Here is a 25,410-nt window from a genome sequence, read left to right on the forward strand (position 1 = left end):
AGTTTGATGACCGACGCCTTGCAGCACCGAATTGAGGGGATGCGCGATGATCTGATCGCGCTGACGCAGGATTTGATCCGCATTCCCACGCTGAACCCGCCGGGCGAAAACTATGCTGCGATCTGCGATCTGCTGAAACAGCGGCTGGCCGCCAAGGGGTTTGAAACCACCCTGATCCGTGCCGAAGGTGCACCCGGCGATTGCGAAAAATACCCCCGCTGGAACATCGTCGCGCGGTACGAGGGCGCCAAGCCCGGCCCTTGCGTGCATTTCAACGGCCACACCGATGTGGTCGAAGTGGGCGCAGGCTGGACCTATGATCCCTTTGCCGCCACGCTGGACGGCGACCGCATCTATGGGCGCGGGGCCTGCGATATGAAGGGAGGTCTGGCTGCGGCCATCATCGCCGCCGAGGCGTTTATTCAGGAACATCCCGATTTTTCTGGCGCCATCGAAATCAGCGGCACAGCGGATGAGGAATCCGGCGGCTACGGTGGTGTCGCCCATCTGGCGCAGGAAGGCTGGTTCGATCCAACCCGCGTGCAGCACGTGATCATCCCCGAACCACTGGGCAAGGATCGCATCTGTCTGGGCCATCGCGGCGGATGGTGGGCCGAGATCGAAACCAAGGGCGAGATTGCCCATGGATCGATGCCTTTCCTTGGGGATTGTGCGATCCGCCATATGGGCGCGGTGTTAGAGCAGTTTGAAACCACGCTTTATCCTGCCATGGCTGCACGGCGCACCGAAATGCCGGTGATCCCCGATGGCGCGCGCGCCTCGACCATGAACATTAACGCCATTCACGGCGGTCAGCCGGAAGAGCCCGAAGACAGCACCGCCCTGCCCGCCCATTGCGTGCCTGACAGCTGCCGCATCACCATCGACCGCCGCTTTCTGGCGGAAGAGCCGATTGATCAGGTTGAAGGCGAAATCCGTGACATTCTTGACGGGCTTAAGGCCAACCGCCCCAAGTTCGACTACGAACTGCGCGAACTGAACCGTGTCCTTCCATCGATGACCGACGAAGACGCGCCTGTGGTCAGCACCGTCAAAGCCGCGATTGCCGAAACCCTTGGCCAAGACCCCAGCTTTGTCGCCTCGCCCGGCAGCTATGACCAGAAACACATCGACCGGATCGGCAAGCTGAAGAACTGCATCGCTTACGGACCCGGCGTGCTGGAACTGGCCCATAAGCCGGACGAATGGATTGGCGTCACCGACATGATCGATAGCGCCAAGGTCATGGGCCGGACGTTGGAAAAGCTGCTGCTTAGTTAACCGCGATAACGGTCACAAAGGGCGGTAGTCCGGCGGTGGCCCGTATGGCCCGCCTCCTTTGCACTTCACCGCAATGGCATCTTCACCGACGAAAAAATATCCGTTTGACTGTGTGTGGATGGAAATCAGTTCGCGGGGCGTTTCCGCGGTTTCAGTGGTCATTTGCACAGCCTCAACCAATGACAACTGGTCGCGAGAGCCGGCAAGCTGATAGAAATTCGCCGGTAGGAAAAGCTGCCCTGACATTACCGGCCCAGAAACTGTCATTATCGGCTGCGATATAGACATTTCTATCGTTCTGTCCTTGCCTGTGCGCAGCGTCAGCACCTGATCATGATCTGATTTGCGCACATGCGCCACGTCATCAGCCAAGACATTTCTATCAGCGTCGCAGGCGAGAATACGATCGCCTTGCCCAACCTCTGCGATTTTTCGTGTGGATCCATCGGCCATCCAGATCAGCGTATCCGGCGCCAGGCAACCATGCGACACCGGCGGATCCTGTTTGTAGATGTAGTGATGCTGGACGCCGACGGGATGTTCTCTGACATGCCTTTCGATTATTCCGGCAACGTCAGCAGGATCAACGTAAGCACCGATAAAAGTGTAGGGATGCCCATCGCTTTTGCAGTAAATCGCGGTTTTCGTAGACGCTTTGTCGTCGGATTTATCCGAAGCCATTGCTTAATTCACCTCATGCTTTTGGGGGCTCCCGCCCCTTCCCAAGCTGTCGCTCGTAGTCTTGGGCGGACGAAAAGCCTTGGTCACAAGGGATCGTCACAACCATAAGGTTATCTGTCAATATTAAACCGCGATATTGTCGATCAGGCGCACGCCGTCGATCCATGCGGCTGCAAACAGGCGCGCGGGTTCGTCCAGACGCTCCATCAGACGCAGGTTCAGCTTGGCGCGCAGATCAAGGTATTCGACCTCGGTAAAGCCTGCGGCCAGAATGTTGGCGGTGGCCTCTTCCAGCGCGGGTTTCAGCGCGCGTCCTGCGTTTACCTCATCCGCCAGTTTCTGCATCTGGGCATAGAGCACAGGCGCTGCGGCGCGGCCGTCTTTGGTTAGGCGAGCGTTGCGCGATGACAAAGCCAGACCGTCGTCATCGCGAATGGTCGGACAGCCTGTGATGTCGATCGGAATATCCAGATCGGTCGCCATACGTTTCACGACCTGCAGCTGCTGGAAATCCTTTTCACCGAAGAACGCTTTATCGGCGCCCGTTTGCAGGAACAGCTTGGACACGACCGTTGCCACACCATCAAAATGACCCGGACGATGCGCACCGCAAAGAACGTCTGTCAGACCTTCGACCGACACGGTTGTTGCGAAGCCTTCGGGGTACATCGTTGCGCCATCTGGCACATAGATCGCGTCCACACCGAAGGGCGCCAGTTTCACGGCGTCGTCTTCTTCGGTACGGGGATAGTTCGCCAGATCCTCGGCCGAATTGAACTGCTTGGGGTTCACGAAGATCGTCACGATCACCCGATCTGCGCCCGCTTTGGCCGCTTCAACAAGGCTCAGGTGACCGGCGTGCAGCGCACCCATGGTCGGGACCACGGCCACACACTCACCTTTGGATTTCCACTCGGAAACAGCCGCGCGCAGGGCGGGCAGGGAACGAATAATAGGGGCTGTCACGTCAAAGGTTCCTATGACTTCTTCGCAGGGGCCTGATCGGCAAAGACATGCTCCGGCCCGGGGAATGCGCGGGCGCGGACGTCTTTGGCATATTCTGCAATCGCCTCTTCCGCGCCATGGCCCAGTTCGGCGTAGCGCTTGACGAATTTGGCTTTGAACTTGGTGAACAGACCAAGCATGTCATCAACCACCAGAATTTGGCCATCACAGCCAGCCGAGGCACCGATCCCGATTGTCGGAATATGCACCTCTGCCGTAACTTCGTTCGCGAGTTTTTCCGGCACTTTTTCAAGTACAACGGCAAAGGCACCCGCCTCGGCCACAGCCTTGGCATCTGCCATCAGGGCATCACCCGCAGCACCGCGACCCTGCACCTTGTAACCGCCCAGTGTGTTGATCGACTGGGGCGTCAGGCCGACATGCGCCATCACAGGCACACCGCGCGATGTCAGAAAGCGGATCGTTTCAGCCATCGCAACGCCACCTTCCAGTTTGACGGCACCAGCCTCGGTTTCGGCCATCAGACGGGCGGCATTGCGGAACGCCTGCTCGGGGCTTTCTTCGTAAGACCCGAACGGCATATCGACCACCATCATCGCCGATTTCAGACCACGGCGCACGGCTTTGCCATGCATGATCATCATGTCCATCGTCACGCCCAGCGTCGACGGCAGACCGTGCAGCACCATTCCAAGGCTGTCACCCACCAGAACAAAGTCGCAATGCGCGTCCATCCATTCGGCCATAGGGGTGGTGTAAGCTGTCAAACTGACGATCGGCGTGCCGCCTTTCATGGCACGGATATCATCCGGCAACGGGGCCTGTTTGCGTGCGGTGGCGCTCATTCCGGGTCTCCTCCGAACCAGTCACTGCGGCCTGCAATAACATTTGCGCTGCGATTGCTAAAGCCCTGTTAGCGCCAGCGGCACTTCCGCGACGCTGCGTCCCGCACGGCACACACCGACTAGAACCATGTAAACATTGAATTATTGCAAACCCAGCCACGAAGTGTCGCAGACTATCGCACATGCGGCATTGCAGCATCGGAGTGAGCAAATCCGCGAAATGCCGCCTCAGCGGATCGAATCCACGCAAAAGCTTGGTCCAGAACTCTTGTTTCACTCCGGTCCAGAGCTAGGACAAATAGAAGGGGATGCCGAACGTGTGTGAGGCTGATGTACAGACTGAAGACAATTCTTGCCCTCGTGTGCTTTGCAACGGTGACTGCCTCGGTATTCGGCGTGGCGAACAGTCAGTTCATCTATGCTGTTGGGCCTTCTTTCTTTGACGAATTCGTATTCGAGAAATACGCAATTCCTGAGCACTGGAACGAATACCTCAGGGTCTCGGTTGCAGGTTTCAAAGCGGCCTGGTGGATGGGTCCGCTGCTTTCCATTCCTGTCTTTGTGATCGGCTTGACCCTGATTGAAAACCAGCGCCGGCTTTTTTCCGCAGGCTGGCGCGCAATCGCTTTGGCTTTCTTCATTGCATTGACGGGCAGCCTGTTTGGCTATCTTCTGGCTTATGCGGTTGTTCCCGACGATCTGGTCGCACGCGAAAAGGGCTATTTGTACGCCTCGACGATGTGGACAGCCGTTTACTGGAGCGGCGCAGTCGCGCTTCCGGTGGCATTATGGCTGATGTTTCTGGAAGGGAACCCAGCCGACTGACAGACCAAACGGGAGGGGTCTATGAAACTGGCAGGGAAAAAAGCGATCGTCACAGGCGGCGGATCAGGGTTCGGCGCAGGGATCGTAAAGCGGTTTCTGGAAGAAGGCGCGCAGGTGCTTGTGGCCGATATCAATCTGGATGCCGCCAAAACCATCGCTGACAACGATCAAGCCATCGCCTGCCATGTGGATGTGTCCAAGGGCGACAGCGTCGATGCGATGATCGCCACGGCCATGTCCGATCTGGGCGGCGTCGATATCCTGATCAACAACGCGGGCATCACCCATCTTCCCGCCCCCATGGAAGAGGTCAGCGAGGACGATTTCGACCGCGTCTTTGCGGTGAATTGCAAATCCGTCTACCTGACCGCACGCGCTTTGGTCCCGCATTTCAAAGCCGCTAGTGCTGGCTGCATTCTGAACATCGCCTCGACCGCTGGCGTGTCCCCTCGCCCACGTCTGAACTGGTACAACGCATCCAAAGGCTGGATGATCACAGCCACCCGCGCCATGGCGGTGGAACTGGCCCCCATGGGCATCCGCGTGAACGCGCTGAACCCTGTGGCAGGCGAAACGCCGTTGCTGTCCAGCTTCATGGGCGAAGACACCCCCGAGATGCGCGCCAAATTTCTGTCGACCATCCCCTTGGGCCGCTTTTCCACCCCCAACGATCTGGCCGCGGCGGCGACGTTCCTATGTTCGGAAGATGCCTCGATGATCACCGGCGTCTGTATGGAGGTCGATGGTGGCCGCTGCATCTAGGCTTGCATCAAAAACTGGGCCGCGCAATCTGATCACCGACGTCGCGGGCCTGTCTGTCGGCAACGCGCGGGACGATGGTCTGAAATCCGGCACGACGGTGCTGGTCTGTGATGAGCCAGCGGTTTGTTCTGTGTCCGTTATGGGCGGCGCACCGGGAACACGCGAAACCGATTTGCTGGAACCTGACAAAACGGCCCCCGGCGTGGATGCCTTGGTTTTATCCGGCGGCAGCGCCTTTGGCCTTGCTGCTGCACAGGGCGTTATGGATGCGCTTCACAAACAAGGGCGCGGCTTTCCGGTTTTATCGGCCCGCGTTCCGATTGTGCCTGCGGCGATCCTGTTTGATTTGCTGAATGGCGGTGGGAAAGACTGGGGCGACAACCCCTATCCTGCTTTGGGGGCACAGGCCTTTGCCGCTGCGTCAGATACGTTCGCTTTGGGCAGTGTCGGTGCGGGCACGGGCGCACAAACCGCGCAGGTCAAAGGCGGCTTGGGATCGGCATCGATGGTGGTCGACGGGATCACCGTTGGGGCCTTGGTCGCCGTGAACCCGATGGGCTGCGTGACGACGCCGTCCGGCAAACATTTCTGGGCCGCGCCTTTTGAAATCGAGGATGAGTTCGGCGGTCTGGGCAGCGACCCTGCCCAAGGTCTGCAAGACCTACGGCCAAGCGCCAAGTTCGCCGCCATGGCCGGTCTGGGCAACACAACAATCGCCATTGTTGCGACCGATGCGGTGATCACCAAAGCGCAGGCCAAACGGCTGGCGGTTGCGGCGCATGACGGGATGGCCCGTGCGATAGTCCCGTCGCACAGCCCGTTCGACGGTGATCTGGTGTTTGCCTTGGGCACCGGAAAAAAGGCGCTGGATACTCCGGATATACAATGGTCCGCGCTCGGCCATGCCGGATCGGTCTGCCTTGCCCGCGCCATCGCCCGCGCGGTGTGGGAAGCGACGCCAGCGAAGGGCGACACGCTACCCACATTCCGCGAAACGCTAGGCTAGATTAGCGCAGCTTTGGTGGCTTGTCGGGGTCCATCCCCGGCGCCGACGGTGCCACAGGCTGCGGCACCTGCGGTTCGGGCAGGTCAAAGCGCAGACCCACGCGTGCCAAAGATGCCGCCGCAGGATCGTCATCCTCCAAGAACGCCACGTCCAGCGCGCCTGCCTCGATGCCGGAAAACACCAGAGCTTCGTTGATTGCTCGGGCCAAAGGCGCCTGGGCACCGGCACGCGCGCCGGTGATCCCGAGGATATGGCCACGCGACCCGTCGTCATAGGTCACGCCCGCAAGATACGCCTTGCGCGCCAAACCGGTGGCGGTGCTGAGTTTCGTGTCCAGCGCCGTGATCAGGATTTCGGGCAGGCCTTGCGGTGCGCTGAATTCAGACGGGCGTGCCTCGGCCTCTTGCGGGCCTTCGGTCAGCGTTTCAGCCAACCAAGCGACACCTTCGGGCGGGATCAGATGCGACGATGGCGCGACCTCAAGGTTCAGGCCAAGGCCAACACCCTGCCCTGCCAGAACGCCTGCGATGACGCGACCTGACAGGGCGGCGTAGGGCGCGATCTTGCCCACGAATTCGGCCAGCCGTTCTTCGCGGTCGAAGACCAGCACGAAACTGGCGTCGGTCAGTTCAAACACCTCGGGGTCCAGAACTTCGCCCTCAGCCTCTTTCTTCAATAACAGAAACAGCTCTGAATCCGCCAGTCGCTCATAGAACCGCAGACGCGCAGCATCGTCTTGCGGCGCGGCCTCCATTGCGGCGAATGCATCATCAAGGGGTGTCGTCTCAGCCATTCAGAACCTCCTTCACGCGGGTCTGTAGAGCGGGCAGCGCATCAGTTTCGAACCAAGGGTTTCGTTTCAACCATGCGGTATTCCGCCAAGACGGATGGGGCAAGGGCATCTTTTCCGGCATTTGGTCACGCCACGCGGCAACGCGGTCGGTCACAGGCAACGTGCCACCCAGATGATAGCGGTGCGCATAGCCGCCGACGATCACCTGAAATTGCAGATCGGTCAGGGTTTTGAACACCTGATCGTGCCATGTTTCGTCACAGATTTTCGGGGGCGGCAGATCGGCCCCTTTGGCGTCATAGCCCGGAAAGCAGAACGCCATAGGCACGATGGCAATCGCATCGCGGTCATAAAACGTGGCGCGATCAATGCCCAACCAGTCGCGCAGCCTGTCACCGGATCGGTCATCAAATGGCTTGCCACTTTCATGCACCCGCAGCCCGGGCGCCTGCCCCGCGATCAGCAACCGCGCGGTCGGCCTGAACCACGCCACAGGGCGCGGGCTATGGCGCGATGCAGTCACGCGGAAGCGATCAGCGCACAAACGGCAGGTGGTGATTTGATGCAGCAGGTCATCCATGGACAAAGATGTAGGGCATCCGCGCCCGAGCCAAAAGTCACGTTCATTTCGATAACTTTCGAAATAAGTCTTGGCAGACGGTATTATTTCGATAATTCTAGAAATATCGAATCATCAGAGGTGACCCATGACGCTGGCACATGAACCCGACATCGGACTGGAAATCGCGGCTTCGACCTTTGCGGCGCTTGGGTCGGAACAACGCCTGAACGTTCTGCGCACCTTGGTGCGGGCGGGGCCCGAGGGGCTGTCGATTGGCATGTTGGGCGACCGGACGGGTGTCGCGGGATCGACCTTGACGCATCATCTGAAAATTCTGGCGCAGGCGGGCTTGGTCAAACAAACCCGTTCCGGCCGCAGCATTATCTGCGCTGCCGTCGCCTATGACGAAGTGCGCGCCTTGTCCGAGTTCCTGCTGAAAGAATGCTGCGCCGATTGCACAGACGGGGGCCACAGCCATGACTGATCTAACCGCACAAATCGCCAGACTGCCCCGCCCGGGTAAGGCGTGGATCGCAAGTCTGGCCTTGCTTTTGATCGTCGGCATTCTGGACCCATCGAACCTGTGGCCGACTGTGGAATTCGCCGCCGGCGCGATCTGGCACACCCTGCCCTTTATCCTGTTTGCCGTGCTGGCGGTGGCCTACCTGAAAGCCACCGGCGCAGAAACTTTGCTGGCCAAGGCTTTTGAGGGCCGCGAAACGCGCATGATCTTTATGGCGGCACTTCTAGGGGGCCTTTCGCCCTTTTGTTCGTGTGAGGTCATCCCCTTTATCGCCGCCCTTCTGGCCGTTGGCGCACCGCTAAGTGCGGTTATGGCCTTCTGGCTGGCGTCGCCGTTGATGGATCCTGCCATGTTTCTAATCACTTCAGGCACGTTGGGCTGGGATTTCGCCATCGCCAAAACCATTGCGGCTGTCGGGCTTGGATTGATCGGCGGGTTCGGTGTGATGGTCTTTGCGCAATCGGTCGTGTTCCGTGATCCGCTTCGGGAAAAGCCGCAGGTGGGTGGCTGTTGCAGCGCCAAGAAACCGTTCCAAGGGGCCCCTGTCTGGAAATTCTGGCCGCACGAGGACCGCCGCGACACGTTCCGTGAGACTGCGGTTGAAAACGGGCTGTTCCTGCTGAAATGGCTGACGTTGGCCTATGTGATCGAGGCGCTGATGATCCACTACGTCCCCGCCGACATGATCGCGGGCATTCTGGGGGGCACCGGCGTCTGGCCCATCATTATGGGCGCTGTGATCGGCGCGCCAGCCTATCTGAACGGCTATGCCGCTGTGCCCATGGTCGACGCGCTGCTGGCCCAAGGCATGGCACCGGGCGCGGCAATGAGCTTTGTTCTGGCCGGTGGCGTCAGCTGTATCCCCGCCGCGATTGCGGTCTGGGCGCTGGTGAAACCGCGTGTATTCGGGGCCTACCTTGGCTTTGCGTTCACAGGCTCGCTGATCGCTGGCTTGGCATGGGGCGCGTGGGTTTGGGCGTGATCGTTTAGCCCAAAGTCATCGCACCGACCACGTGTGAAAGAAAGACATTGAAAAAGGGCCATGCGGGATGATCGCATGGCCCATTCAGGAAGGCGGCTGGAGGCAACCGCACCCCCCCTGATAATCACTCGAAAACCACCGGACCTAGGGCACGCCTGACGCCCCAGCCATTATCGCCTAAAACCAGGCGCATATTCTCCGACAATCCAGAGCGCGCCGTCGTGCAACCGAATTGGCACCGGTGTCAGACTTTGGCCGACGCAGGGGCCGATTTCGCAAACACCGTCTTCGATCCGGAACAGCGCGCCATGGGCGGCGCACATGATCCGGCTTCGATCCCCGTTCAGAAATTCGTCCTTTTTCCACGCCATACGTGCGCGATCATAGTGCGGACAAAGGTTGCGCCACGCGTGAACCGTGTCGCCCTTGCGGACGACAAACATTGTATCACGGCCCTCATCCAGCGGATCGAAGCCGACTGATTGCCCCTCGGGCAGATCAGCGATCCGACACAATGGCCGATCCAGTTCACGCGCGGCCCAAGTGCTCACTCAGGCTTGCCGCCTTTGCCCGGAGGTGGGCCGCCCGGTGCCCACTTCTCGACGTTCTCAAACAGGAACATCTGCGCTTGTTCCGGACCCATTGGGCCTTGGCGGTGGATCCAGTCGCCATCGTGGTGATCCATGTCGGCGTCATACTCGACATGCGTGCCCAACGGTGAATTGAAGTACCAGAACCAGTTCGATCCGAATTTGTGTCGCCCAGGTCCCCAAAAGCTTTCGTAGCCCTTTTTCACCATGCGCGAGCCTGCCAGCATAAGTTCGGTCGGCCCCTGCATATGGAACGCGAGGTGTTCGAGCCCCTGCATGTAGGGCGGTGTCTGGATCATAAAGAGAACGTGGTGATCGTTGTTTGCCTGCGGGCGCAAGAACGGGCCGGTGTTGGTGAATTTGTCCGTAATGACGAATTGCAGCCGATCAATGTAAAAGTTTGCCATCACGTCCATGTCAGGGACGAAATACACGATGTGGCTTAGGGTGCGCGGTTTGGCCTCTGCGTCCTCGTTAGCAGCGATCTCATTCGGGGCGCGGCCCGGTTTCGCGCCCGGGGAATTGATCATCTCGGCGGGCAAATCCAACGGGCGGCGGCGCGTCAGCTGGAACCCGATTTCAAAGCCAGCGTCGTCTTTTGTCAGAAGCTGCCCGTCACTTTTAACAATCTCGCGATCCTTGGACAGTTCGGCCTCGATCGCATCAAGCGATGCCTGATCTTCGACGCCCCAAATGGTGCGGCGTAGCATAGACCCTGTTTCCAACGCAGAGGGCAAAGACGCGTCGTCGCGGGCGCGCAACGTGATGGCGGTGCCATCCAGCGCCTCGAAGGTATCATTGCCCGCATCCGTCAGCCCGTAATCGACCAAGAATGCGCGGCTGGCCTCCAGATTGTCGACGCCGAAAATCAGCTCGTCCGGCCCGATAATTCTCATGTTCTGAAACTCCTCCGTCCAGCGCATCCCGGATGAGACGCGGCTTTTGGAAGGGACAATATGCAGCACTGAACTATTGCGAAAATTGGAAGTCTGGATGGTTTGCATTGATTTAATGAATATGACAAGGCACCCTTTGCCATAGAGGATTGCACCGTCAAAGCGTGGCATCGCGAATGCCGCGAAGGGAGGATGAGACATGCGGTTCAAGAGGCTGGACCTCAATTTGCTGGTAGCGCTTGATAACCTGCTGGCCTTGCAATCGGTCAGCGCGGCGGCGGCCCGCATGAACATGAGCCAATCGGCCATGAGCAATGCGCTGACCCGCCTGCGCACCTATTTCGACGATCAATTGCTGGTGCAGGTGGGCCGCAGGATGGAGCTGACACCGCGGGCGGCATCCATGCAATCAGCGGTGCGTGATATCCTGGTCCGGATCGAGGCCACCATCGAAACCGCACCTGAATTCGATCCGGTTAACACAGACCGCGAATTTTCGATCCTGCTGTCGGACTATTCCCTAACCGTGCTGATGCCTCGCGTCATCGCCATGGCCGAAGAGATGGGTGCAAATGTCCGTTTTCGGCTGCTGCCGCAGACAGCCCACCCGTACAAACTGCTGGAAAAGGGCGAGGCAGATTTGCTGGTCTCGCCCGAGCCTTATGCGTCGGACGAGCATCCCTATGAACGGCTGTTTGCCGATCCTTACGTCTGCGTCGTCTGGAAAGGCAGCGCATTGGCCGGTACAGAAATCACCATGGACAACTTCCGCAATGCAGGTCACGCGGTGATGGTGCCCCCCAACTCCGCCGGATCGCTAGAAGCCGAGATGATGGCCCAGATCGGTTTGGAACGGCGCGTCGAAGTGAAATCGTTCTCGTTTTCGACGTTGCCCAACCTTGTAGTCGGGACAGAACGGATTGCCACAGTGCATGGGCTTGTGGCTAAGGCCGCCTGCGAAACATTGCCACTGGAAATGCACCCGCTGCCCTTCCCTTTAGAGCCGCTGACACAGACGTTGCAGTGGCACAGCTACCGCGATGGCGACCCCCGTCTAGTATGGTTGCGGGACCTGATCATTCGCGCGGCTCACAGCCTTGAACCCATTGAAGTGATGAATACACCCGATCCGTAACTTCCATTTCCCAAATGCCTGACATCTCCGTAGCGTTTGCCCGAACGACGGGAGGGGAGGCCTGCGATGGAGTTGGATTCGGTTCTGGTGATTGGTGGTGGTATCGGCGGGTTAACTGCGGCGATTGCGCTTCGGCGCAAGGGTTTCGCGGTTGAAATCGTCGAAAAGGACCCCGAATGGTCCGTGTACGGCGTAGGCATCATCCAGCAGTTCAACGTGATCCGCGCCATGGCATCCCTCGATCTTCTGGATGCCTATATGGAAAAGGCCTACGGGTTTGACCGTACTGTTTTGTTCGCCGGTCCCGCGGGGCAGCAAGTGGCCGACTTCAACACACCCCGACTTGCGGGCGAAAACCACCCATCGAACGCGGGTATCCGACGGCGCGACCTGCAAAAGGTCTTGGCGGATCGGGCCCAAGCGCTTGGTGTCACCATCCGGCTTGGGACGACTGTGGAGACAATCACGGATGACGGCGCAGGCGTTACCGTGGCACTGTCTGACGGAACCGAAGGACGCCATGACATCGTGATCGGCGCAGATGGCGTCTTTTCCAGAACACGCGGCATGATCCTGCCCGATGCCCCCAATGCGCGCTACACTGGGCAATGGGTGTGGCGCTATAACCTGCCTCAGCCGCCCGAGATGGAAGGCATTCAGATTTTCTCCGGCCCCGTCAACGCAGGCTTTGTGCCGCTTGGCGCAGGCCAAATGTACATGTTCCTGCTCAGCGAAGAGCCCGACGGCATGACCCTGCCACTAGAGGGATCGGCCGAAGCGATGCGCGACCGCATCGGTCCGTTGGCCCCGCCGCAAGTCAAGGCGGTCGCAGACCAGATCACCCAAGACGCAGACGTTGTTGCCCGCCCCCTTGAAGTCGTCTTTGTGGACAGCGACTGGCACAAGGGCCGCGTCGTTCTGTTGGGCGATGCGATCCACGCATCCACGCCGCATTTGGCACAAGGCGCAGGCATGGCGATCGAAGACGGCATTGTTCTGGCCGAAGAGCTGACCCGGCACGACACGCCCGAAGCTGCCTTTACGGCGTATCGCAACCGCCGCTTTGCGCGGGCGAAATTCATCGCGGACAACTCAGTGCTCATTGGCGACAGCCAAATGGGCAAAGTGCCCCCCGTGGACGTCGGCGCACTGAACGGGCGCACCATCGGCCTGATGGCCGAACCCATCTGATCAAAAGGAGACGCCACCCCTATGGCGATGTTCGATTACTTCCCCAACTATGTCTGGAACCTGTCCGTTTCGATCGCAATGGCAAGCGGCGCTGAACTGGGCGAGATCATGGATATGTGCCAGCCCTTGTTGGCCAAGGCACAAGCAGGCGAAGACGCCGGCACGCAGGATTTTATGGCGGCATGGTTGAAGGTCGCCGATAAGCTTGTCGATCTGGCAGGCGAAGACGAGGCCGCAGGCCGGATGTTGTCGGCAGGTCCCAAGCTTCAACGTGCTGCGCTATATTACCTGACAGCCGAACGGATGCAGGGCCACGGCCATCCGGGCCGCGCGGAGACTTTTCAAAAGGGGCTTGATGCCTTTCAGAAAGGCACGAAAGCATCGCGTGACAATGTCGAACGCTTTGACATCCCTTACGGCGACAAAACCATTCCCGTCCTTTACACCCGAGCCGAAGGTGTCGACGGGCCCGCGCCTGCCGTCGTCTACCTGAACGGGCTCGATAGCTGTAAAGAGCTTTTGTATTGGTCGCGCCTGCCGCACGAGCTGGCCAAGCGCGGCATTTCCACGCTTTCCGTCGATCAACCTGGAACAGGTGAAAGCCTGCGCAAGCAGGGAATGCCCGCGCATTACGATTCTGAGAAATGGGGAACCCCGGTCTATGAATGGCTGGCTGCACGTGACGATGTGGACGCAGAGCGCGTCGGTGTGACCGGTATCTCTCTGGGCGGCTACTATGCCCCGCGCGTCTGTGCGTTCGAGCCGCGCTTTGCCGCGGGTGCGGTTTGGGGGGCGAACCACAACTGGGCCGAGGTTCAGCAGCGGCGCCTGAAGCGCGAGGGAGAGAACCCCGTGCCGCATTATTGGAACCACGTTCAGTGGGTTTTTGGCGCGTCTGACATGGACGACTTTTTCGCAAAAGCCGCAGGCATGAATCTGAATGGCGTGATGGAGCACATCAAGGTGCCCTTCCTTGTAACGCATGGCGCGAACGATCGTCAGATCAGCCTCGATTATGCGCACCAATCTTACGACCAAGTGGTGAACAGCCCCCGCCGTGAACTGAAGATCTTCACCGAACGCGAAGGCGGCGTTGAACATGTCGGGGCGGACAACATGAGCTTTGGCCGCAGTTATATCGCCGATTGGTTCGCTGAAACGCTGGGCGGACGGCTGGCCTGAACCACAGGTTTCGCAACACAGGGCGGCCGATTTCCGGGCCGCCCTTTTGCCTTCTTATGACAGGAGTACACGATGAAATTTGCCACCTTGCCGAATGGCACCCCCGATGGCGCGCTGTATCTGGTCAGCCATGATCATAGCCGCTGTGCCCCTGCGCTTGCGGTCTCGACGTTGCAGGCCTTGCTTGAAGACTGGGATAAGTTCGCCCCCGCGCTTCAGGCTGAATATGATGCGGTAAACGCGGGCGCAGGCGTCGAATTTGATCCGACACAGACGCTGTCGCCCCTACCGCGTGCATGGCAGTGGCTGGACGGCTCTGCCTATGACAGCCATGGCGCATTGATGGAAAAGGTGTTCAACATCGCGCCCCTGCCGACGTGGCCGCCGCTGATGTACCAAGGTATTTCCGACCGGTTCCACGCCCCTTGCGCCGATGTACCCCTTCCATCCGAAGACGACGGTATCGATTTTGAGGGCGAGTTCGGCATCATCACCGACCACGTCCCCATGGGCACCGATGCCGAGGCCTCCTTCAGCCATATCCGCCTGCTGGTGCAGGTCAATGACTGGTCCCTGCGCAAACTTGCCCCGCGCGAGATAAAAACAGGCTTTGGTTGGCTGCAGTGCAAACCCGCCTGCACCATGGCCCCTGTAGCTGTTACACCGGATGAACTGGGCGACGCTTGGCGCGACGCACGGATCGACCTGCCGCTGAATGTGGACTGGAATGGCACACGCTTTGGTGCGGCCGAAGGGTATGAGATGTCGGTGGGCTTCGACCAATTGATCGCCCACGCGGCATATTCGCGTGATCTGGTCGCCGGCACAGTGATCGGGTCCGGCACCGTTTCAAACGAAACCTATCGCGAAGTCGGATCGTCCTGCATTGCCGAGCGCAGAGGCATCGAGATCCTTGATCACGGCGCGCCCGAAACAGAATTCATGCGCTTTGGCGACCAAGTCCGTATGGAAGCAGTGGCGCGTGACGGCACGCCGTTGTTTGGCGCCATCAACCAGCGGGTCGTCAAGGGCTGACCCTCTCAGCGCAAAACAGAAAGGCCGCTGGCGCGAAGTGCTCCAGCGGCCTTTTTTGTGGCGGGCCAGAGCAACCGGCCCGGACACCACCACGAGGGATCGTTTTAGAAGTTCACCGTAAAGGCCGCGACCAGCGCCTGATTGTAGCGCTTGCCCTCTAGCCCGTGATGGCGCGTGTAAGACAGATCGACACGGTTTCCGCGTTTGTCCATGTGCGACAAACCCACGCCCAGAATGGCCGAGTTGCGATCTTCGACGTAGTGATCCAGATCGTTGGCGTATTCGTGTTCCAAACCGAGCTTAAAGCTTGGCGACCATTGGCCGGGGGGCGCTTCTTTTTCAAACTGCGCGACAGCCCAGACAGCTCCGTAGTCTTCGGTATCCCCGACAACGCCAGAGGACGAGACACCAAAGCTGTCGGTGGTTTCCTCGATAAAGTTGCGCTGGAAGTTCATACCGAATGTCGGATGAAACACCCAAGAACCCAGCCCCGCAATCTGATCCGATGTGTAGGCACCGATCACTTCGGTCTGGAAATAAAGACGGTCATCACCCTGAACATGGCGCAGCGTCATGCCGGGGCCTGCCTCGACCTCAAGCTCTGTTTCGCCCCACGCGTATTCAATGCGCGATGCCACACCCCAATTGGGTGCAAACTTGTGCAGCACGTCTGCACGCAGACCATAGCCGTCATTCTTGACCGTGCCCGCGCCGACAATTTCCAGATCGCTTTTGTTATAGAACGCGCCAATGCTCAGCATCGTGTTCACATTCGGGAACGTCAGATACTGAACATCCAGCCGCGCGATATCGCCGTTCAGCTCGATCATTTCGTCGCTGCCGTCAGCCCAGTTCAGCTCAAGTCCAAATCGCAGATAGGACTTGCCGTCCGGCAACATCTTAAGCGCGTTCAAAGGAACGATCACGTTGCTCGCCCCGTCCTCGTACCCTGTTTGCGGGGCAAAGGGGGCCTCTGCTGCGCCGATGGTGGAACGTCCCTGACCGATACGGAACTGGGCAGTGCCAAAGGCATCGTTGCTGTAAAAGCTGCCCAACAATCCGGCCTTACCCAGATTGATCTGCCCCAAAACGCCTGGTGGCAGACCGCCCGGAGGGCCACCCGGCGGACCGTCTTGGGCGTACAGCGGGGTTGTGGCGGTCACCGCGATTGCGGCCGCCAAATACATCGATTTCATAACTGTCCTCCTCGTCAAACTTTCACGCGACGGGCCTCCTCCGGCCCGAGTTTTCACGCGTCTGACCGGCAGGGTAGCGGTGGCGGACGGCGGAACAGAAAGCCTTTCCCCTCATGTGAAATATTCACCTTGTGAATACATCTTTGGCGGTTCGGCCCGCTCGATGCATTCACGGCATCAAGGTCACCCATTGCTTTCATTCATTAGACCGAAGCTACGCGCCCGCGATACCGTCGCGCGGAACGCTGATTTAAGGGAGGGATTCCGCGTGCCCAGACGTATCGTCGATTTGTCCGTTGTGCTTACTGATAAGGTGGCCAGCGATCCGCCCGGTTTGGGCCCCAAGATCACCTACGTCGATCATGATGCGGGCGCGAAAGAGTTCGAGCAGATTTTCGGGATGCCGGTTGAGCAGCAACTCGACCAGAAGGGCGCGGCTGTCGAGCGGCTTGAGCTTACCACGCACAACGGCACCCATATGGATGCCCCGTGGCACTATCACCCCACCATGAACAACGGCGAACCGTCCATGACCATCGATCAGATCCCGTTGGAGTGGTGCATGGGTCCGGGCGTAAAGCTTGATTTCCGCGAACGGCCCGATGGCCATGTCGTCACCGCAGCCGAGGTCGAGGCCGAACTGGACCGGATCGGCCATGACCTGAAACCCGGTGATATCGTTTTGGTGAATACCCGCGCCGGATCGCGTTATGGTCATGACGATTACGTCGCTGCTGGTTGCGGCATGGGCCGCGAGGCGACGCTGTGGCTGACGGAACGCGGGATGCGCGTCTGCGGAACAGACGCATGGAGTTGGGATGCGCCGTTGGCAAGCCAGATGGCCCGCATCCGCGAAACTGGAGACTGGTCGATTTTCTGGGAAGGTCACAAGGCAGGGGCCGAGACGCTGTACTGCCACATGGAAAAGCTGGCGAACCGCGATACCCTCCCCTCCACCGGCTTTGAGGTCATGGCCTTTCCAGTAAAGGTCGAAAAGGGATCCGCCGGGTGGTGTCGCCCTGTCGCGATCCTGAAGGACTGATCCATGACAAAAGGATGGGCTGACCAGTTCAGCGCAGGGCTTTCTGCGCTGGCCGTGCTCGGAATGCTGTGCGGCGCGCTTGTAATCGTGGCGGATGTCTTGTTGCGCTGGCTTGCTGGCAGCGCGGTTGTCGCCCTGAACGAGGTGATGGGACAGGTATTTGCCATGGCTGTCGCGTTGACCCTTCCTGCCGGCGCAGTGGGTCGCGTGAATCTTAAGGTCGATTTACTGGCACGCCATTTCGGACCGCATCTGACAAGGGGCTTGGCCGTCACGGGATCCGCCCTGTTGGGACTGTTCTTCGCGATCCTTGCTTGGAAGACATGGGGTCTTGCCGTGAAGTATCACGACCAAGGCCGCCAGACCCTGCTGTTGCAATGGCCGCTGGCGCCCACCTATTTCGTCGTCTCGATCGCCATGGGCGTCGCGGCCTTGGCGCAGGTGCGCAATGCAGTTCACGACGCCCACATTCCGCAAACCCTCGCTGGCAGGACAAGCCCCTTCGGTACCGCCGTCGTCGCGACCTTTGTCCTTTTGCTGGGCGCGGCATTGGTCTGGGCCATCGCAGACCTGCGCGGCCTGTCCGGCTTTGCTCAGACCAAACCTGCAACCTTCGTATTGCTGGCCTTTGGCCTTCTCTGGCTTGCCGTCTTTGCGCAAATCCCCTTGGCAGCAGTATCTGGTCTGATCGGACTTGGCGGAACCGCGTTGTTTATCGGCGCACCTGCGGCTGGCAATGTGATGGCAGGCGATGTGGGCGAGTTCCTCTCCAACGCTCAGGTCGCCACTCTGCCGTTGTTTCTGATGATGGGCAGTTTTGCTGTGGCTGCGGGCATCTCGGATGATATTTACCGGCTGGCCCATGCGCTTTTGGGGCGCGTACGTGGCGGTCTGGCCTATGCCACCGTTGCGGGCTGTGCAGGCTTTGGTGCGGTCAGCGGGTCGTCGATTGCCACCGCAGCCACCTTTGGCCGCATCGCGTTGCCGCAGATGAAGGCACGGGGATACGCGCCATCCTTTGCCAGCGGCACAGTCGCCGCGGGCGGCACATTGGGCGCACTGGTGCCACCGTCCGGCGCGATCATTCTGTTTGCGCTTTTGACCGAACAATCTATTGCGACGTTGTTTGTGGCTGCCATGGTCCCCGCCCTACTGGCGCTGTGCCTTTACTTTATCACCATATGGGTTGTCGTGCGGCGCAATGAGCTTCATGACGTCAGCTCTGATCAGACACCGCTACTACCTGCCCTGCGCACAGCGCTGCCCGTGGCTCTGTTGTTCGGTGCCGTGATCGGCGGGCTGTACGGCGGGATTTTCACCGCCACTGAAAGTGCCGCTGTTGGCGCTGTCGGGGCTTTCCTTCTTGCCGCAGCACGCGGCCGGCTCAGCCGCGACCGTTTTCTTTCGGTCATGGCCGAAACGACGCAGACCACGGCCCTGATTTACGGACTGATCTTTGGCGCGCTGATCTTTTCCTTTTTCGTGAACATGGGACAGGCCCCCGATATGGTGACCAACTGGATCGGCAGTCTGGATACGCGTCCGATCATCATCCTTGCGACACTGGTGGTGTTCTACCTGCTGCTAGGGGCGGTGATGGACAGTTTCGCGGTGATGGTCATCACAGTGCCAGTTGTCACGCCGCTGGTGACAGGGCTTGGCTATGACATCAACTATTGGGGCGTCCTGATGCTGGTGGTGGTCGAGGTCGGGCTGATCACGCCGCCGTTCGGGATCAACCTGTTCGTGCTCAAAAGCCTTCAGCCCGAGGTTGGCATCGGCAAAGTCATGCGAGGGGTATTGCCGTTTGTATTGGCGGACGTGGTCAAGGTGGCCTTGCTGCTGGCCTTTCCTGCACTGGCGCTGTGGTTGCCCGGCACGATGCAATAAGGATCGCGGCTCGTCGTACAGCGGGCTGCACTGCTCAGGATACACAATGATCGCAAAAGCAAAGGGCCGCCCCATTGTTGGACGGCCCTTTAACCTTGCTCTGCATTAATCAGACATGCAGTTCTTTCAGGCTAAGCGACATCACCTCGGCATCCTTAAGGTAGTCCTTGGTGATAAGTTTCTCCAACGTTTTAGTGTTGTCGAAAATCGTGTCGCGCAACCATGCCACCGGCTTGGGGGCATGGTGGAACTGGTTGCCAAGCTTACGGGCGAATTCCACGTGGTGTGTTACGTAGGCGACCCGCTCTTTTTCGTAGCGGGCAAAGGCCGCATCTACGCCTGCCTTGCTGGACAGATCGCAACCGCCCAGTGCGCGCGCAAGGAAATAGCCGTCCTCAATCGCCATGCCCATGCCATAAGCCGCATAGGGCGACACCGGATGAACCGCATCGCCAAGACCCGCCATCCGTCCTTTGGTCCAGTGCTCCAGCGACGGACGGTTGTAGATTTCCCAGCGGAAGACCTGCGTATCGAAGTTCGTGTGCTCAAGGAAACGCGGCAAGGGATCGGCGAAGTGGCTGATCCTTTCCCGAAGATGCGCCTCGGGGTTTGCGGGGGTTTCAGCCCCCTCGCCTGACTTCTCGACGACCCACCATTCCCATCCGGGTTTGCCTTCGTGCAGCATGGGAAAGAAGCTGGCCTGAACATCACGACCGTGGGTGATCGCCCCAACAGAGCGATCCAGTCCGCCGAAATCTTCGCACCATGCAAGCCAGACTCGCAGGCCCACGTGGAAAAGTTTGGGATCGCCAAACGCCTGTTCGGCAACCTTTGACCGGATGCCATCTGCGGCGATCAGGATGTCAGCCTCTTCGGGTTCGCCATCCTCAAACAACACGCGCACGCCATCGGCGGTTTCCTGATAACCCGAGACCGCACGGTTCGGGACGATCACGCCGTCAGGCAGCTTCTCAAGCATTTTGCCAAAGGCCGTCGACCGTAGGACGCCGTAGTGCCAACCGGGGATGCCAAGCGCGTTTTCAACCTTTTCGTTGAACGGTAGCTTGGCCCGCACGTGCCCCTTGTTATTGCGGAACTCGACAATTGTCTTGCTGCCGAAACTCGGCCCGACATCAAGCCCGTAGTGCCGCAAAATCGCGAGCACGGGTGTCGACAACAAGACCGCCCCGCCCAAGGGTTTGGGCTCTGGCGCGCGTTCGTAGATACGCACGTCATAGCCCTGGTTCAGCAGCTCTAGCGCTGCTGAAACCCCGCCGGGGCCTGCGCCGGACACAGCAACTCTGCGTCCCTTGCGCCACATTCTGGATGTCATCAAGCGCCCCCTTCTCCGGCTTTGGTCAGCGCGGCACCGAACTGTTCAATCAGCACTATGCCACCGGGCACCGCGTGCGAAAACCCTTCCAGAAGACCGGGCCAATGCTGTTCGCGCAGGGCGTCGACCTGTTCCGGCGTTGCCTCGGTCACGGTATGACCGTCCTGAGCGGCGATCATAGCCATGGCCTCGGCCTCCCAACCGTCAATGAACTGGCCAAAGTTACGGCTGGCATCACAGCCGGATTCCGCTTTGATCGCGTCCTGCGCTGCGGGGGACAGGGCATTCCAGCGATCCTTGGACATAAACACAACGCCCATTGCACCGCCCAAGGGCGCGATCAGGGTGGTGTCTGTCACTTCGTTCAGGCGAAAGCCCGCCATGGCAGTCGCGTTCAGGATTGTGCCATCCGCCGCACCACGCTGAAGCGCCTCGTATTGTTCGCCAATGCTGAACGAAAGCGGCGCGCCGCCGTGCTGTTCCACGATGGCGGCTGCCGCTGGACTGGATGTAATCAGCTTACGACCTGCCACGTCATCCAGCACCTCTAGCGTGCCGCCTTTCACGTGGATCGATGCCTGTGGGAATTCAACAAACAGCAGCGGCTGAATGTCGTTGAAGTCGTCATCAAAGATACCGTCTTCGTACATCGCACAAAGCGCGGCAGAGCCTTGTTCCGAGCTTTCGACCATGAACGGCACAGTCGACACGAGCGTCGACGGGAAGCGCCCCGGATTAAAGATCGTCATGCCCCAACTGATCTGGGCTACATCGTCGATCACACGGTCGTAAAAGTTCGTATGGTTCGCCAGCATCGGGCCATGACGGATGTCGACCTCGACCGCGCCATCAGCGGCGGCGGTGATGCGTTCGGCCCAAGGGATCAGGAAACCCTGATTGATGGGGTGTTGTGCGGGGTTTGTCGTGGCAAAGACCAGCGTCTCGGCGCCAGACATGGCGGGCACAGCCGCAAGCGTCACGGCCAGCGCCGCAACGGAGTTCTGAAGTTTCATGCTATCCTCCCTGTCTCAGGCAACGTCACCGCGCCTGTCGGACTAAAAGGTAGGAAACTTCTGAGGCTTCAGAAAATTGAATATCACCATGCGATATATTCACAGGATGGATACAAAACGGTGGCGGCGAAACGGGCCTGCGGCTTAATCGATGGCAAGACCTTCGGGCACGATCAGGCGGGTTTCGTACCGGATCAGCCGCGCGATCTGGCGCAGGTGATCGCGGCGGAAGGCGACGCAGCCTTCGGTCGGGTATCCGGCACGGCGACGTTGATGCAGGAAGATCGCCGATCCACGCCCCTTTTCCGCGTAGGGCCAGTTCCAGTCGGTCAGGATCACGATGTCATAAAGCGGATCGGCGCGGCGCAGCTTTTCGTGGCTATAGGGATATGGCGCGCGGACCATCTGGTTGTAATCTTCGTGCCCCACATCGTCCGACCACAGATCAGATGGCCCGATGGGCACCGCCCAATCCGCAGGCCGTGCGATCCGGTCGGGACGGTAGAGCATGCCGACAATCCGGTGTTCGCCCGCAGGGGTCGCGCCATCACCTTCGCGCTTGTCGCGTTTGACGGCCCCCTTGCCGATGGAACAGGGCCACAACCGCCCGCAAAACCGCAGCCCTTGCCGCGTCAGAACCATATCGGTGGGCTTCATGCGGCGTCTTTCCGGGTCAGGCGCGCCATCACATCCGCGGCGATTTCGTAGCTGTGCAGGCGGGCTTTGTGATCATGGATATGGCCCGACAGGATAACCTCATCCGGCTGGTAGGTATCGATAAACGCCTTGATCTGCGCCTCGACCTGATCGGGTGTGCCCACCGCCGACACACGCTGTGCATCATTCACGCCCGCCAGATACTGGGGCGGCACGACATCTTCAATCCGGTCCACCGGATAAGGCAGCTTGCCGGGTTGGCCGCTGCGCAGACGGTAGAACGCCTGCTGCATCGAGGTGCGGATGCGGATCGCCTCGGCCTCGGTATCGGCGGCGATCACGTTGATCGCCATCATCGCGTGCGGTTTCGACAAGGTGTCGCTGGGTTTGAATTTGTCGCGATAGACGCGGAACGCCTGATCCAGCGCGGCAGGCGCGAAATGTGAGGCAAAGGCGTAGGGCAACCCGAAATGCGCCGCGACTTGTGCGCCGTATAGGGACGACCCCAAGATCCACAATGGCACCTCGGTCCCCGCGCCTGGATGGGCGTTGACGGCTGCGGCGGGGTTGAGCGGGCCGAACAGGCGCTGAAGCTCGGCCACCTCGTCAGGGAAGCGGTCAGCGCGTTCATGGGTCACGCCCATGGCCTGCATCACAGCGTGATCACCCCCCGGCGCACGGCCAAGGCCCAGATCAATGCGGTTCGGGTAAAGCGTGGACAATGTGCCGAATGCCTCGGCCACAGCCAAAGGCGCGTGGTTCGGCAGCATGATGCCGCCAGCCCCCACGCGGATCGACTTGGTCAAACCGGCCACATGGCCGATCAGAACGGCCGTCGCCGCCGATGCTATGCCGGGCATGTTGTGATGTTCCGCCAGCCAATAGCGGTGATAGCCCCAGCGTTCGGCGTGCTGCGCCAGATCACCGGTGTTGCGCAGCGCGTCAGCGGCGTCTGAGCCTTCGGGAACGGGGGCCAGATCAAGCAGCGAATACTTCATCGCGATCTCCTTTGTCCTGAAGCTATGCATGAACGCGCAAGACGCAAGGCCGCATCAATGCAGCCCCAACTTTGCGTGTTACAGCATGTGGCCCGACTTGGCCGCCTTGGTCGCCAGATAGCGGGTGTTGTGTTCGTTTTCGCCCACTTTCAGGGGCACACGTTCGGCCACCTTGATCCCGCAGTCTTCCATGCGCGCGATCTTGGCCGGATTGTTTGTCAGTAGCCGCACCTGCGACACGCCGAGCTTGCCCAAAATCTGCGCCCCAAGACGGAAATCGCGTTCGTCATCTTCAAAGCCCAGACGGTGGTTGGCCTCGACCGTGTCGAACCCCTGATCCTGAAGCGCATATGCGCGCATCTTGTTCGCCAGACCGATGCCGCGGCCTTCCTGATTCAGGTAGAGCAGAATGCCTGCGCCCTCGGACCCCATCGCATTCAGCGCCGCGTTCAACTGCGGCCCGCAATCGCATTTCAACGATCCCAGCAGATCGCCCGTGAAGCAGGCCGAATGAAGACGCGCCAGAACAGGCTTTTCCCGATCGGGACGACCGATTTCGATGGCATAGTGTTCCTCAGACCCATCCTCGGGCCGGAAAATATGCAGGCGGGCATTTTCTGCCGCACGAAGCGGCACGCGGGCGGACACCACATGATCCAGCGGGCTGAGCGCTTCAAGATGCGGGGCGGCGGCAGTGGCATCGACCAAAGACAACGCATTCTCGGCGGCAAAGGCCGCGCCATCGGCGACAGGGACGACAACCGCGGCAGGCAACAGACGCGAGGATTTGCACAGAGTGATCGCCAAACGGTGCAGGGCTGCATCGCCCTCTCGGCGCGAATTCAACGGCCCCTTCATCGGCGTGGCCAGATCATCCGCCGGATCAGCAATGCTATGCACCCAACGAAGGCTGGCATCCGCTGGCAGTACGACACGCGCGATGTCGCCATCATAGGCCCGCGCCTTTAAAGTCTGCGCACGGCGACCCGTGATGGCCAGATCGGCAGGCAGCCCCAAGGCCAGAACATCCGCCAACCGCGCAGGCGCAATGGTTTCCGCCGACAGCACCAAAGCAGCGCCACTTTCGCCTGTCAGAACGATCCCCACCCCCATGCGAAGATCGGCACGCGCACGGGCAAGTGTTTCAGTCAGGTCAGGAGAGAGCGTCATATCGGGCCTTCTAATTTGCGGAAGCCGCCTGCATTTGTAACAATTGGCCTTCGTTTACACGAGGACGTGAAAGACTTGCAGCAAAACTTGCGCAACCGCCACAGCGATCACATTTTCGTTTGAAACCACGGAGGACCACAATGGCCCAACTGAAAAATATTCTGCTGGTCGATGACGACGAAGACCTGCGCGAGGCGCTGGCCGAGCAACTTATTCTGACCGAAGACTTCGAAGTTTTCGAAGCCGAAGACGGTGCCAGCGCGCTGGGACGCGTCAAGGAACAGCACTACGACCTGATCATTCTGGACGTCGGCCTGCCCGACACGGATGGCCGCGAGCTGTGCAAACTGATGCGCAAGCAGGGCGTGAAATCGCCGATCCTGATGCTGACGGGGCATGACTCGGACGCAGACACGATCCTTGGTCTGGATTCCGGCGCGAATGATTACGTGACCAAGCCGTTCAAATTCCCTGTGCTTCTGGCCCGCATCCGCGCGCAACTGCGTCAGCACGAACAATCGGAAGACGCCGTATTCCAGTTGGGGCCGTATTCCTTCCGCCCCGCGATGAAGCTTCTGGTGACTGAAGACGACCGCAAGGTGCGCCTGACGGAAAAGGAAACCAACATCCTGAAATTCCTCTACCGCGCACCCGACGGCATTGTGGCACGGGATGTGCTTTTGCATGAGGTGTGGGGTTACAACGCGGGCGTCACAACGCACACGCTGGAAACCCACATCTACCGCTTGCGGCAGAAGATCGAGCCCGATCCGTCGAACGCGCGTCTTCTGGTTACCGAAAGCGGCGGCTACCGCCTTGTGTCATAGGGCACAGATTTTTTGGGTGATTAATGGAA

26 protein-coding genes are annotated in these 25,410 nt (G+C 59.7%); 13 read left to right on the forward strand and 13 right to left on the reverse strand.

The genetic code is table 11. The annotated features are described in order from the left end of the window. Positions 1-6 precede the first annotated feature (6 nt). Positions 7-1,281: an acetylornithine deacetylase/succinyl-diaminopimelate desuccinylase family protein gene (locus AC4FIA_RS00605; RefSeq protein WP_490364305.1), complete on the forward strand. Its 1,275-nt coding sequence runs from the start codon at positions 7-9 to the stop codon at positions 1,279-1,281. 12 nt (positions 1,282-1,293) lie between these two features. Here AC4FIA_RS00605 and AC4FIA_RS00610 read toward each other — a convergent pair whose 3' ends face one another. The 3 genes from AC4FIA_RS00610 to panB all read right to left on the reverse strand — a co-directional run bounded on the left by AC4FIA_RS00610 (position 1,294) and on the right by panB (position 3,773). Next, positions 1,294-1,962, reverse strand: coding sequence for a hypothetical protein (locus AC4FIA_RS00610; RefSeq protein WP_490364306.1), 669 nt, complete (start codon positions 1,960-1,962; stop codon positions 1,294-1,296). A gap of 123 nt (positions 1,963-2,085) precedes the next feature. Continuing rightward, complete coding sequence (gene panC, locus AC4FIA_RS00615) at positions 2,086-2,928, reverse strand: pantoate--beta-alanine ligase (protein WP_103909141.1); 843 nt, start codon at positions 2,926-2,928, stop codon at positions 2,086-2,088. An 11-nt stretch (positions 2,929-2,939) separates the two neighbouring features. Next, positions 2,940-3,773, reverse strand: a complete 834-nt coding sequence (gene panB / locus AC4FIA_RS00620) for a 3-methyl-2-oxobutanoate hydroxymethyltransferase (protein ID WP_473030861.1) — start codon at positions 3,771-3,773, stop codon at positions 2,940-2,942. Positions 3,774-4,103: 330 nt separating this feature from the next. Between panB and AC4FIA_RS00625 the strand changes: the two genes are divergently transcribed. From AC4FIA_RS00625 to AC4FIA_RS00635, 3 genes are read left to right on the forward strand one after another with little or no spacing between them, the layout of a single operon-like run. Then, on the forward strand, positions 4,104-4,598 hold the full coding sequence (locus AC4FIA_RS00625) for a hypothetical protein (protein ID WP_490364307.1): 495 nt from the start codon (positions 4,104-4,106) through the stop codon (positions 4,596-4,598). A gap of 21 nt (positions 4,599-4,619) precedes the next feature. Continuing rightward, on the forward strand, positions 4,620-5,360 hold the full coding sequence (locus AC4FIA_RS00630) for a glucose 1-dehydrogenase (RefSeq protein WP_490364308.1): 741 nt from the start codon (positions 4,620-4,622) through the stop codon (positions 5,358-5,360). Then, positions 5,344-6,366 carry a P1 family peptidase gene (locus AC4FIA_RS00635; RefSeq protein ID WP_490364309.1) on the forward strand — a complete coding sequence of 341 codons (1,023 nt, stop codon included), beginning with the start codon at positions 5,344-5,346 and terminating at the stop codon, positions 6,364-6,366. The genes AC4FIA_RS00630 and AC4FIA_RS00635 overlap by 17 nt, the downstream gene beginning before the upstream one ends. 1 nt (position 6,367) lies before the next feature. Here AC4FIA_RS00635 and AC4FIA_RS00640 read toward each other — a convergent pair whose 3' ends face one another. Beyond that, positions 6,368-7,159: an SseB family protein gene (locus tag AC4FIA_RS00640; RefSeq protein ID WP_103909146.1), complete on the reverse strand. Its 792-nt coding sequence runs from the start codon at positions 7,157-7,159 to the stop codon at positions 6,368-6,370. Beyond that, complete coding sequence (locus AC4FIA_RS00645; protein WP_490364310.1) at positions 7,152-7,739, reverse strand: uracil-DNA glycosylase family protein; 588 nt, start codon at positions 7,737-7,739, stop codon at positions 7,152-7,154. Before AC4FIA_RS00645 ends, AC4FIA_RS00640 begins: the two co-directional genes overlap by 8 nt. Before the next feature lie 127 nt (positions 7,740-7,866). Between AC4FIA_RS00645 and AC4FIA_RS00650 the strand changes: the two genes are divergently transcribed. Both AC4FIA_RS00650 and AC4FIA_RS00655 read left to right on the forward strand, forming a co-directional pair. Beyond that, positions 7,867-8,205 carry an ArsR/SmtB family transcription factor gene (locus AC4FIA_RS00650; RefSeq protein ID WP_490364311.1) on the forward strand — a complete coding sequence of 113 codons (339 nt, stop codon included), beginning with the start codon at positions 7,867-7,869 and terminating at the stop codon, positions 8,203-8,205. Then, the gene (locus tag AC4FIA_RS00655; RefSeq protein WP_490364312.1) at positions 8,198-9,226 is read left to right on the forward strand and encodes a permease; all 1,029 of its coding nucleotides are present in this window, start codon (positions 8,198-8,200) and stop codon (positions 9,224-9,226) included. Before AC4FIA_RS00650 ends, AC4FIA_RS00655 begins: the two co-directional genes overlap by 8 nt. 170 nt (positions 9,227-9,396) lie before the next feature. On the opposite strand, the gene AC4FIA_RS00660 is transcribed toward AC4FIA_RS00655, so the two are convergent. Then, a complete protein-coding gene (locus AC4FIA_RS00660; RefSeq protein ID WP_490364313.1) occupies positions 9,397-9,777 on the reverse strand; it encodes a Rieske (2Fe-2S) protein in 381 nt (126 codons plus the stop codon). After that, positions 9,774-10,712, reverse strand: a complete 939-nt coding sequence (locus AC4FIA_RS00665; RefSeq protein WP_490364314.1) for a VOC family protein — start codon at positions 10,710-10,712, stop codon at positions 9,774-9,776. Before AC4FIA_RS00665 ends, AC4FIA_RS00660 begins: the two co-directional genes overlap by 4 nt. Positions 10,713-10,911: 199 nt before the next feature. Between AC4FIA_RS00665 and AC4FIA_RS00670 the strand changes: the two genes are divergently transcribed. From AC4FIA_RS00670 to AC4FIA_RS00685, 4 genes are all read left to right on the forward strand, one after another. After that, positions 10,912-11,847, forward strand: coding sequence for a LysR family transcriptional regulator (locus AC4FIA_RS00670; RefSeq protein ID WP_490364315.1), 936 nt, complete (start codon positions 10,912-10,914; stop codon positions 11,845-11,847). A 66-nt stretch (positions 11,848-11,913) separates the two neighbouring features. Then, positions 11,914-13,038: an FAD-dependent oxidoreductase gene (locus AC4FIA_RS00675; RefSeq protein ID WP_490364316.1), complete on the forward strand. Its 1,125-nt coding sequence runs from the start codon at positions 11,914-11,916 to the stop codon at positions 13,036-13,038. Positions 13,039-13,059: 21 nt separating this feature from the next. Beyond that, positions 13,060-14,220 carry an alpha/beta hydrolase family protein gene (locus tag AC4FIA_RS00680; RefSeq protein ID WP_490364317.1) on the forward strand — a complete coding sequence of 387 codons (1,161 nt, stop codon included), beginning with the start codon at positions 13,060-13,062 and terminating at the stop codon, positions 14,218-14,220. A gap of 72 nt (positions 14,221-14,292) precedes the next feature. Next, positions 14,293-15,255: a fumarylacetoacetate hydrolase family protein gene (locus tag AC4FIA_RS00685; protein WP_490364318.1), complete on the forward strand. Its 963-nt coding sequence runs from the start codon at positions 14,293-14,295 to the stop codon at positions 15,253-15,255. 104 nt (positions 15,256-15,359) lie between these two features. Here AC4FIA_RS00685 and AC4FIA_RS00690 read toward each other — a convergent pair whose 3' ends face one another. Beyond that, positions 15,360-16,451, reverse strand: coding sequence for an autotransporter domain-containing protein (locus tag AC4FIA_RS00690; RefSeq protein ID WP_490364319.1), 1,092 nt, complete (start codon positions 16,449-16,451; stop codon positions 15,360-15,362). Positions 16,452-16,719: 268 nt separating this feature from the next. On the opposite strand from AC4FIA_RS00690, the gene AC4FIA_RS00695 reads away from it, so the two are divergent. Together AC4FIA_RS00695 and AC4FIA_RS00700 are read left to right on the forward strand one after the other, a co-directional pair. Further along, positions 16,720-17,493 (forward strand): cyclase family protein, encoded by a 774-nt coding sequence (locus tag AC4FIA_RS00695; RefSeq protein WP_490364320.1) that lies wholly within the window; start codon positions 16,720-16,722, stop codon positions 17,491-17,493. 3 nt (positions 17,494-17,496) lie between these two features. Then, positions 17,497-19,383, forward strand: a complete 1,887-nt coding sequence (locus tag AC4FIA_RS00700; protein WP_490364321.1) for a TRAP transporter large permease — start codon at positions 17,497-17,499, stop codon at positions 19,381-19,383. Positions 19,384-19,492: 109 nt separating this feature from the next. Here AC4FIA_RS00700 and AC4FIA_RS00705 read toward each other — a convergent pair whose 3' ends face one another. The 5 genes from AC4FIA_RS00705 to ribA form a co-directional block, all read right to left on the reverse strand. Then, the gene (locus AC4FIA_RS00705) at positions 19,493-20,716 is read right to left on the reverse strand and encodes an FAD-dependent oxidoreductase (RefSeq protein WP_490364322.1); all 1,224 of its coding nucleotides are present in this window, start codon (positions 20,714-20,716) and stop codon (positions 19,493-19,495) included. Then, complete coding sequence (dctP, locus tag AC4FIA_RS00710) at positions 20,716-21,729, reverse strand: TRAP transporter substrate-binding protein DctP (protein ID WP_490364323.1); 1,014 nt, start codon at positions 21,727-21,729, stop codon at positions 20,716-20,718. The genes AC4FIA_RS00705 and dctP overlap by 1 nt, the downstream gene beginning before the upstream one ends. Positions 21,730-21,873: 144 nt before the next feature. Continuing rightward, positions 21,874-22,386: a L,D-transpeptidase family protein gene (locus tag AC4FIA_RS00715; RefSeq protein ID WP_490364324.1), complete on the reverse strand. Its 513-nt coding sequence runs from the start codon at positions 22,384-22,386 to the stop codon at positions 21,874-21,876. Then, a complete protein-coding gene (locus AC4FIA_RS00720) occupies positions 22,383-23,384 on the reverse strand; it encodes an LLM class flavin-dependent oxidoreductase (protein ID WP_490364325.1) in 1,002 nt (333 codons plus the stop codon). The genes AC4FIA_RS00715 and AC4FIA_RS00720 overlap by 4 nt, the downstream gene beginning before the upstream one ends. Positions 23,385-23,462: 78 nt before the next feature. Beyond that, positions 23,463-24,554: a GTP cyclohydrolase II gene (gene ribA / locus AC4FIA_RS00725; protein ID WP_490364326.1), complete on the reverse strand. Its 1,092-nt coding sequence runs from the start codon at positions 24,552-24,554 to the stop codon at positions 23,463-23,465. Between the two features lie 140 nt (positions 24,555-24,694). On the opposite strand from ribA, the gene AC4FIA_RS00730 reads away from it, so the two are divergent. Continuing rightward, complete coding sequence (locus tag AC4FIA_RS00730; RefSeq protein ID WP_103909152.1) at positions 24,695-25,381, forward strand: response regulator transcription factor; 687 nt, start codon at positions 24,695-24,697, stop codon at positions 25,379-25,381. The last annotated feature ends 29 nt before the right edge of the window (positions 25,382-25,410 follow it).

It is taken from the genome of Thalassococcus sp., from assembly GCF_982780845.1.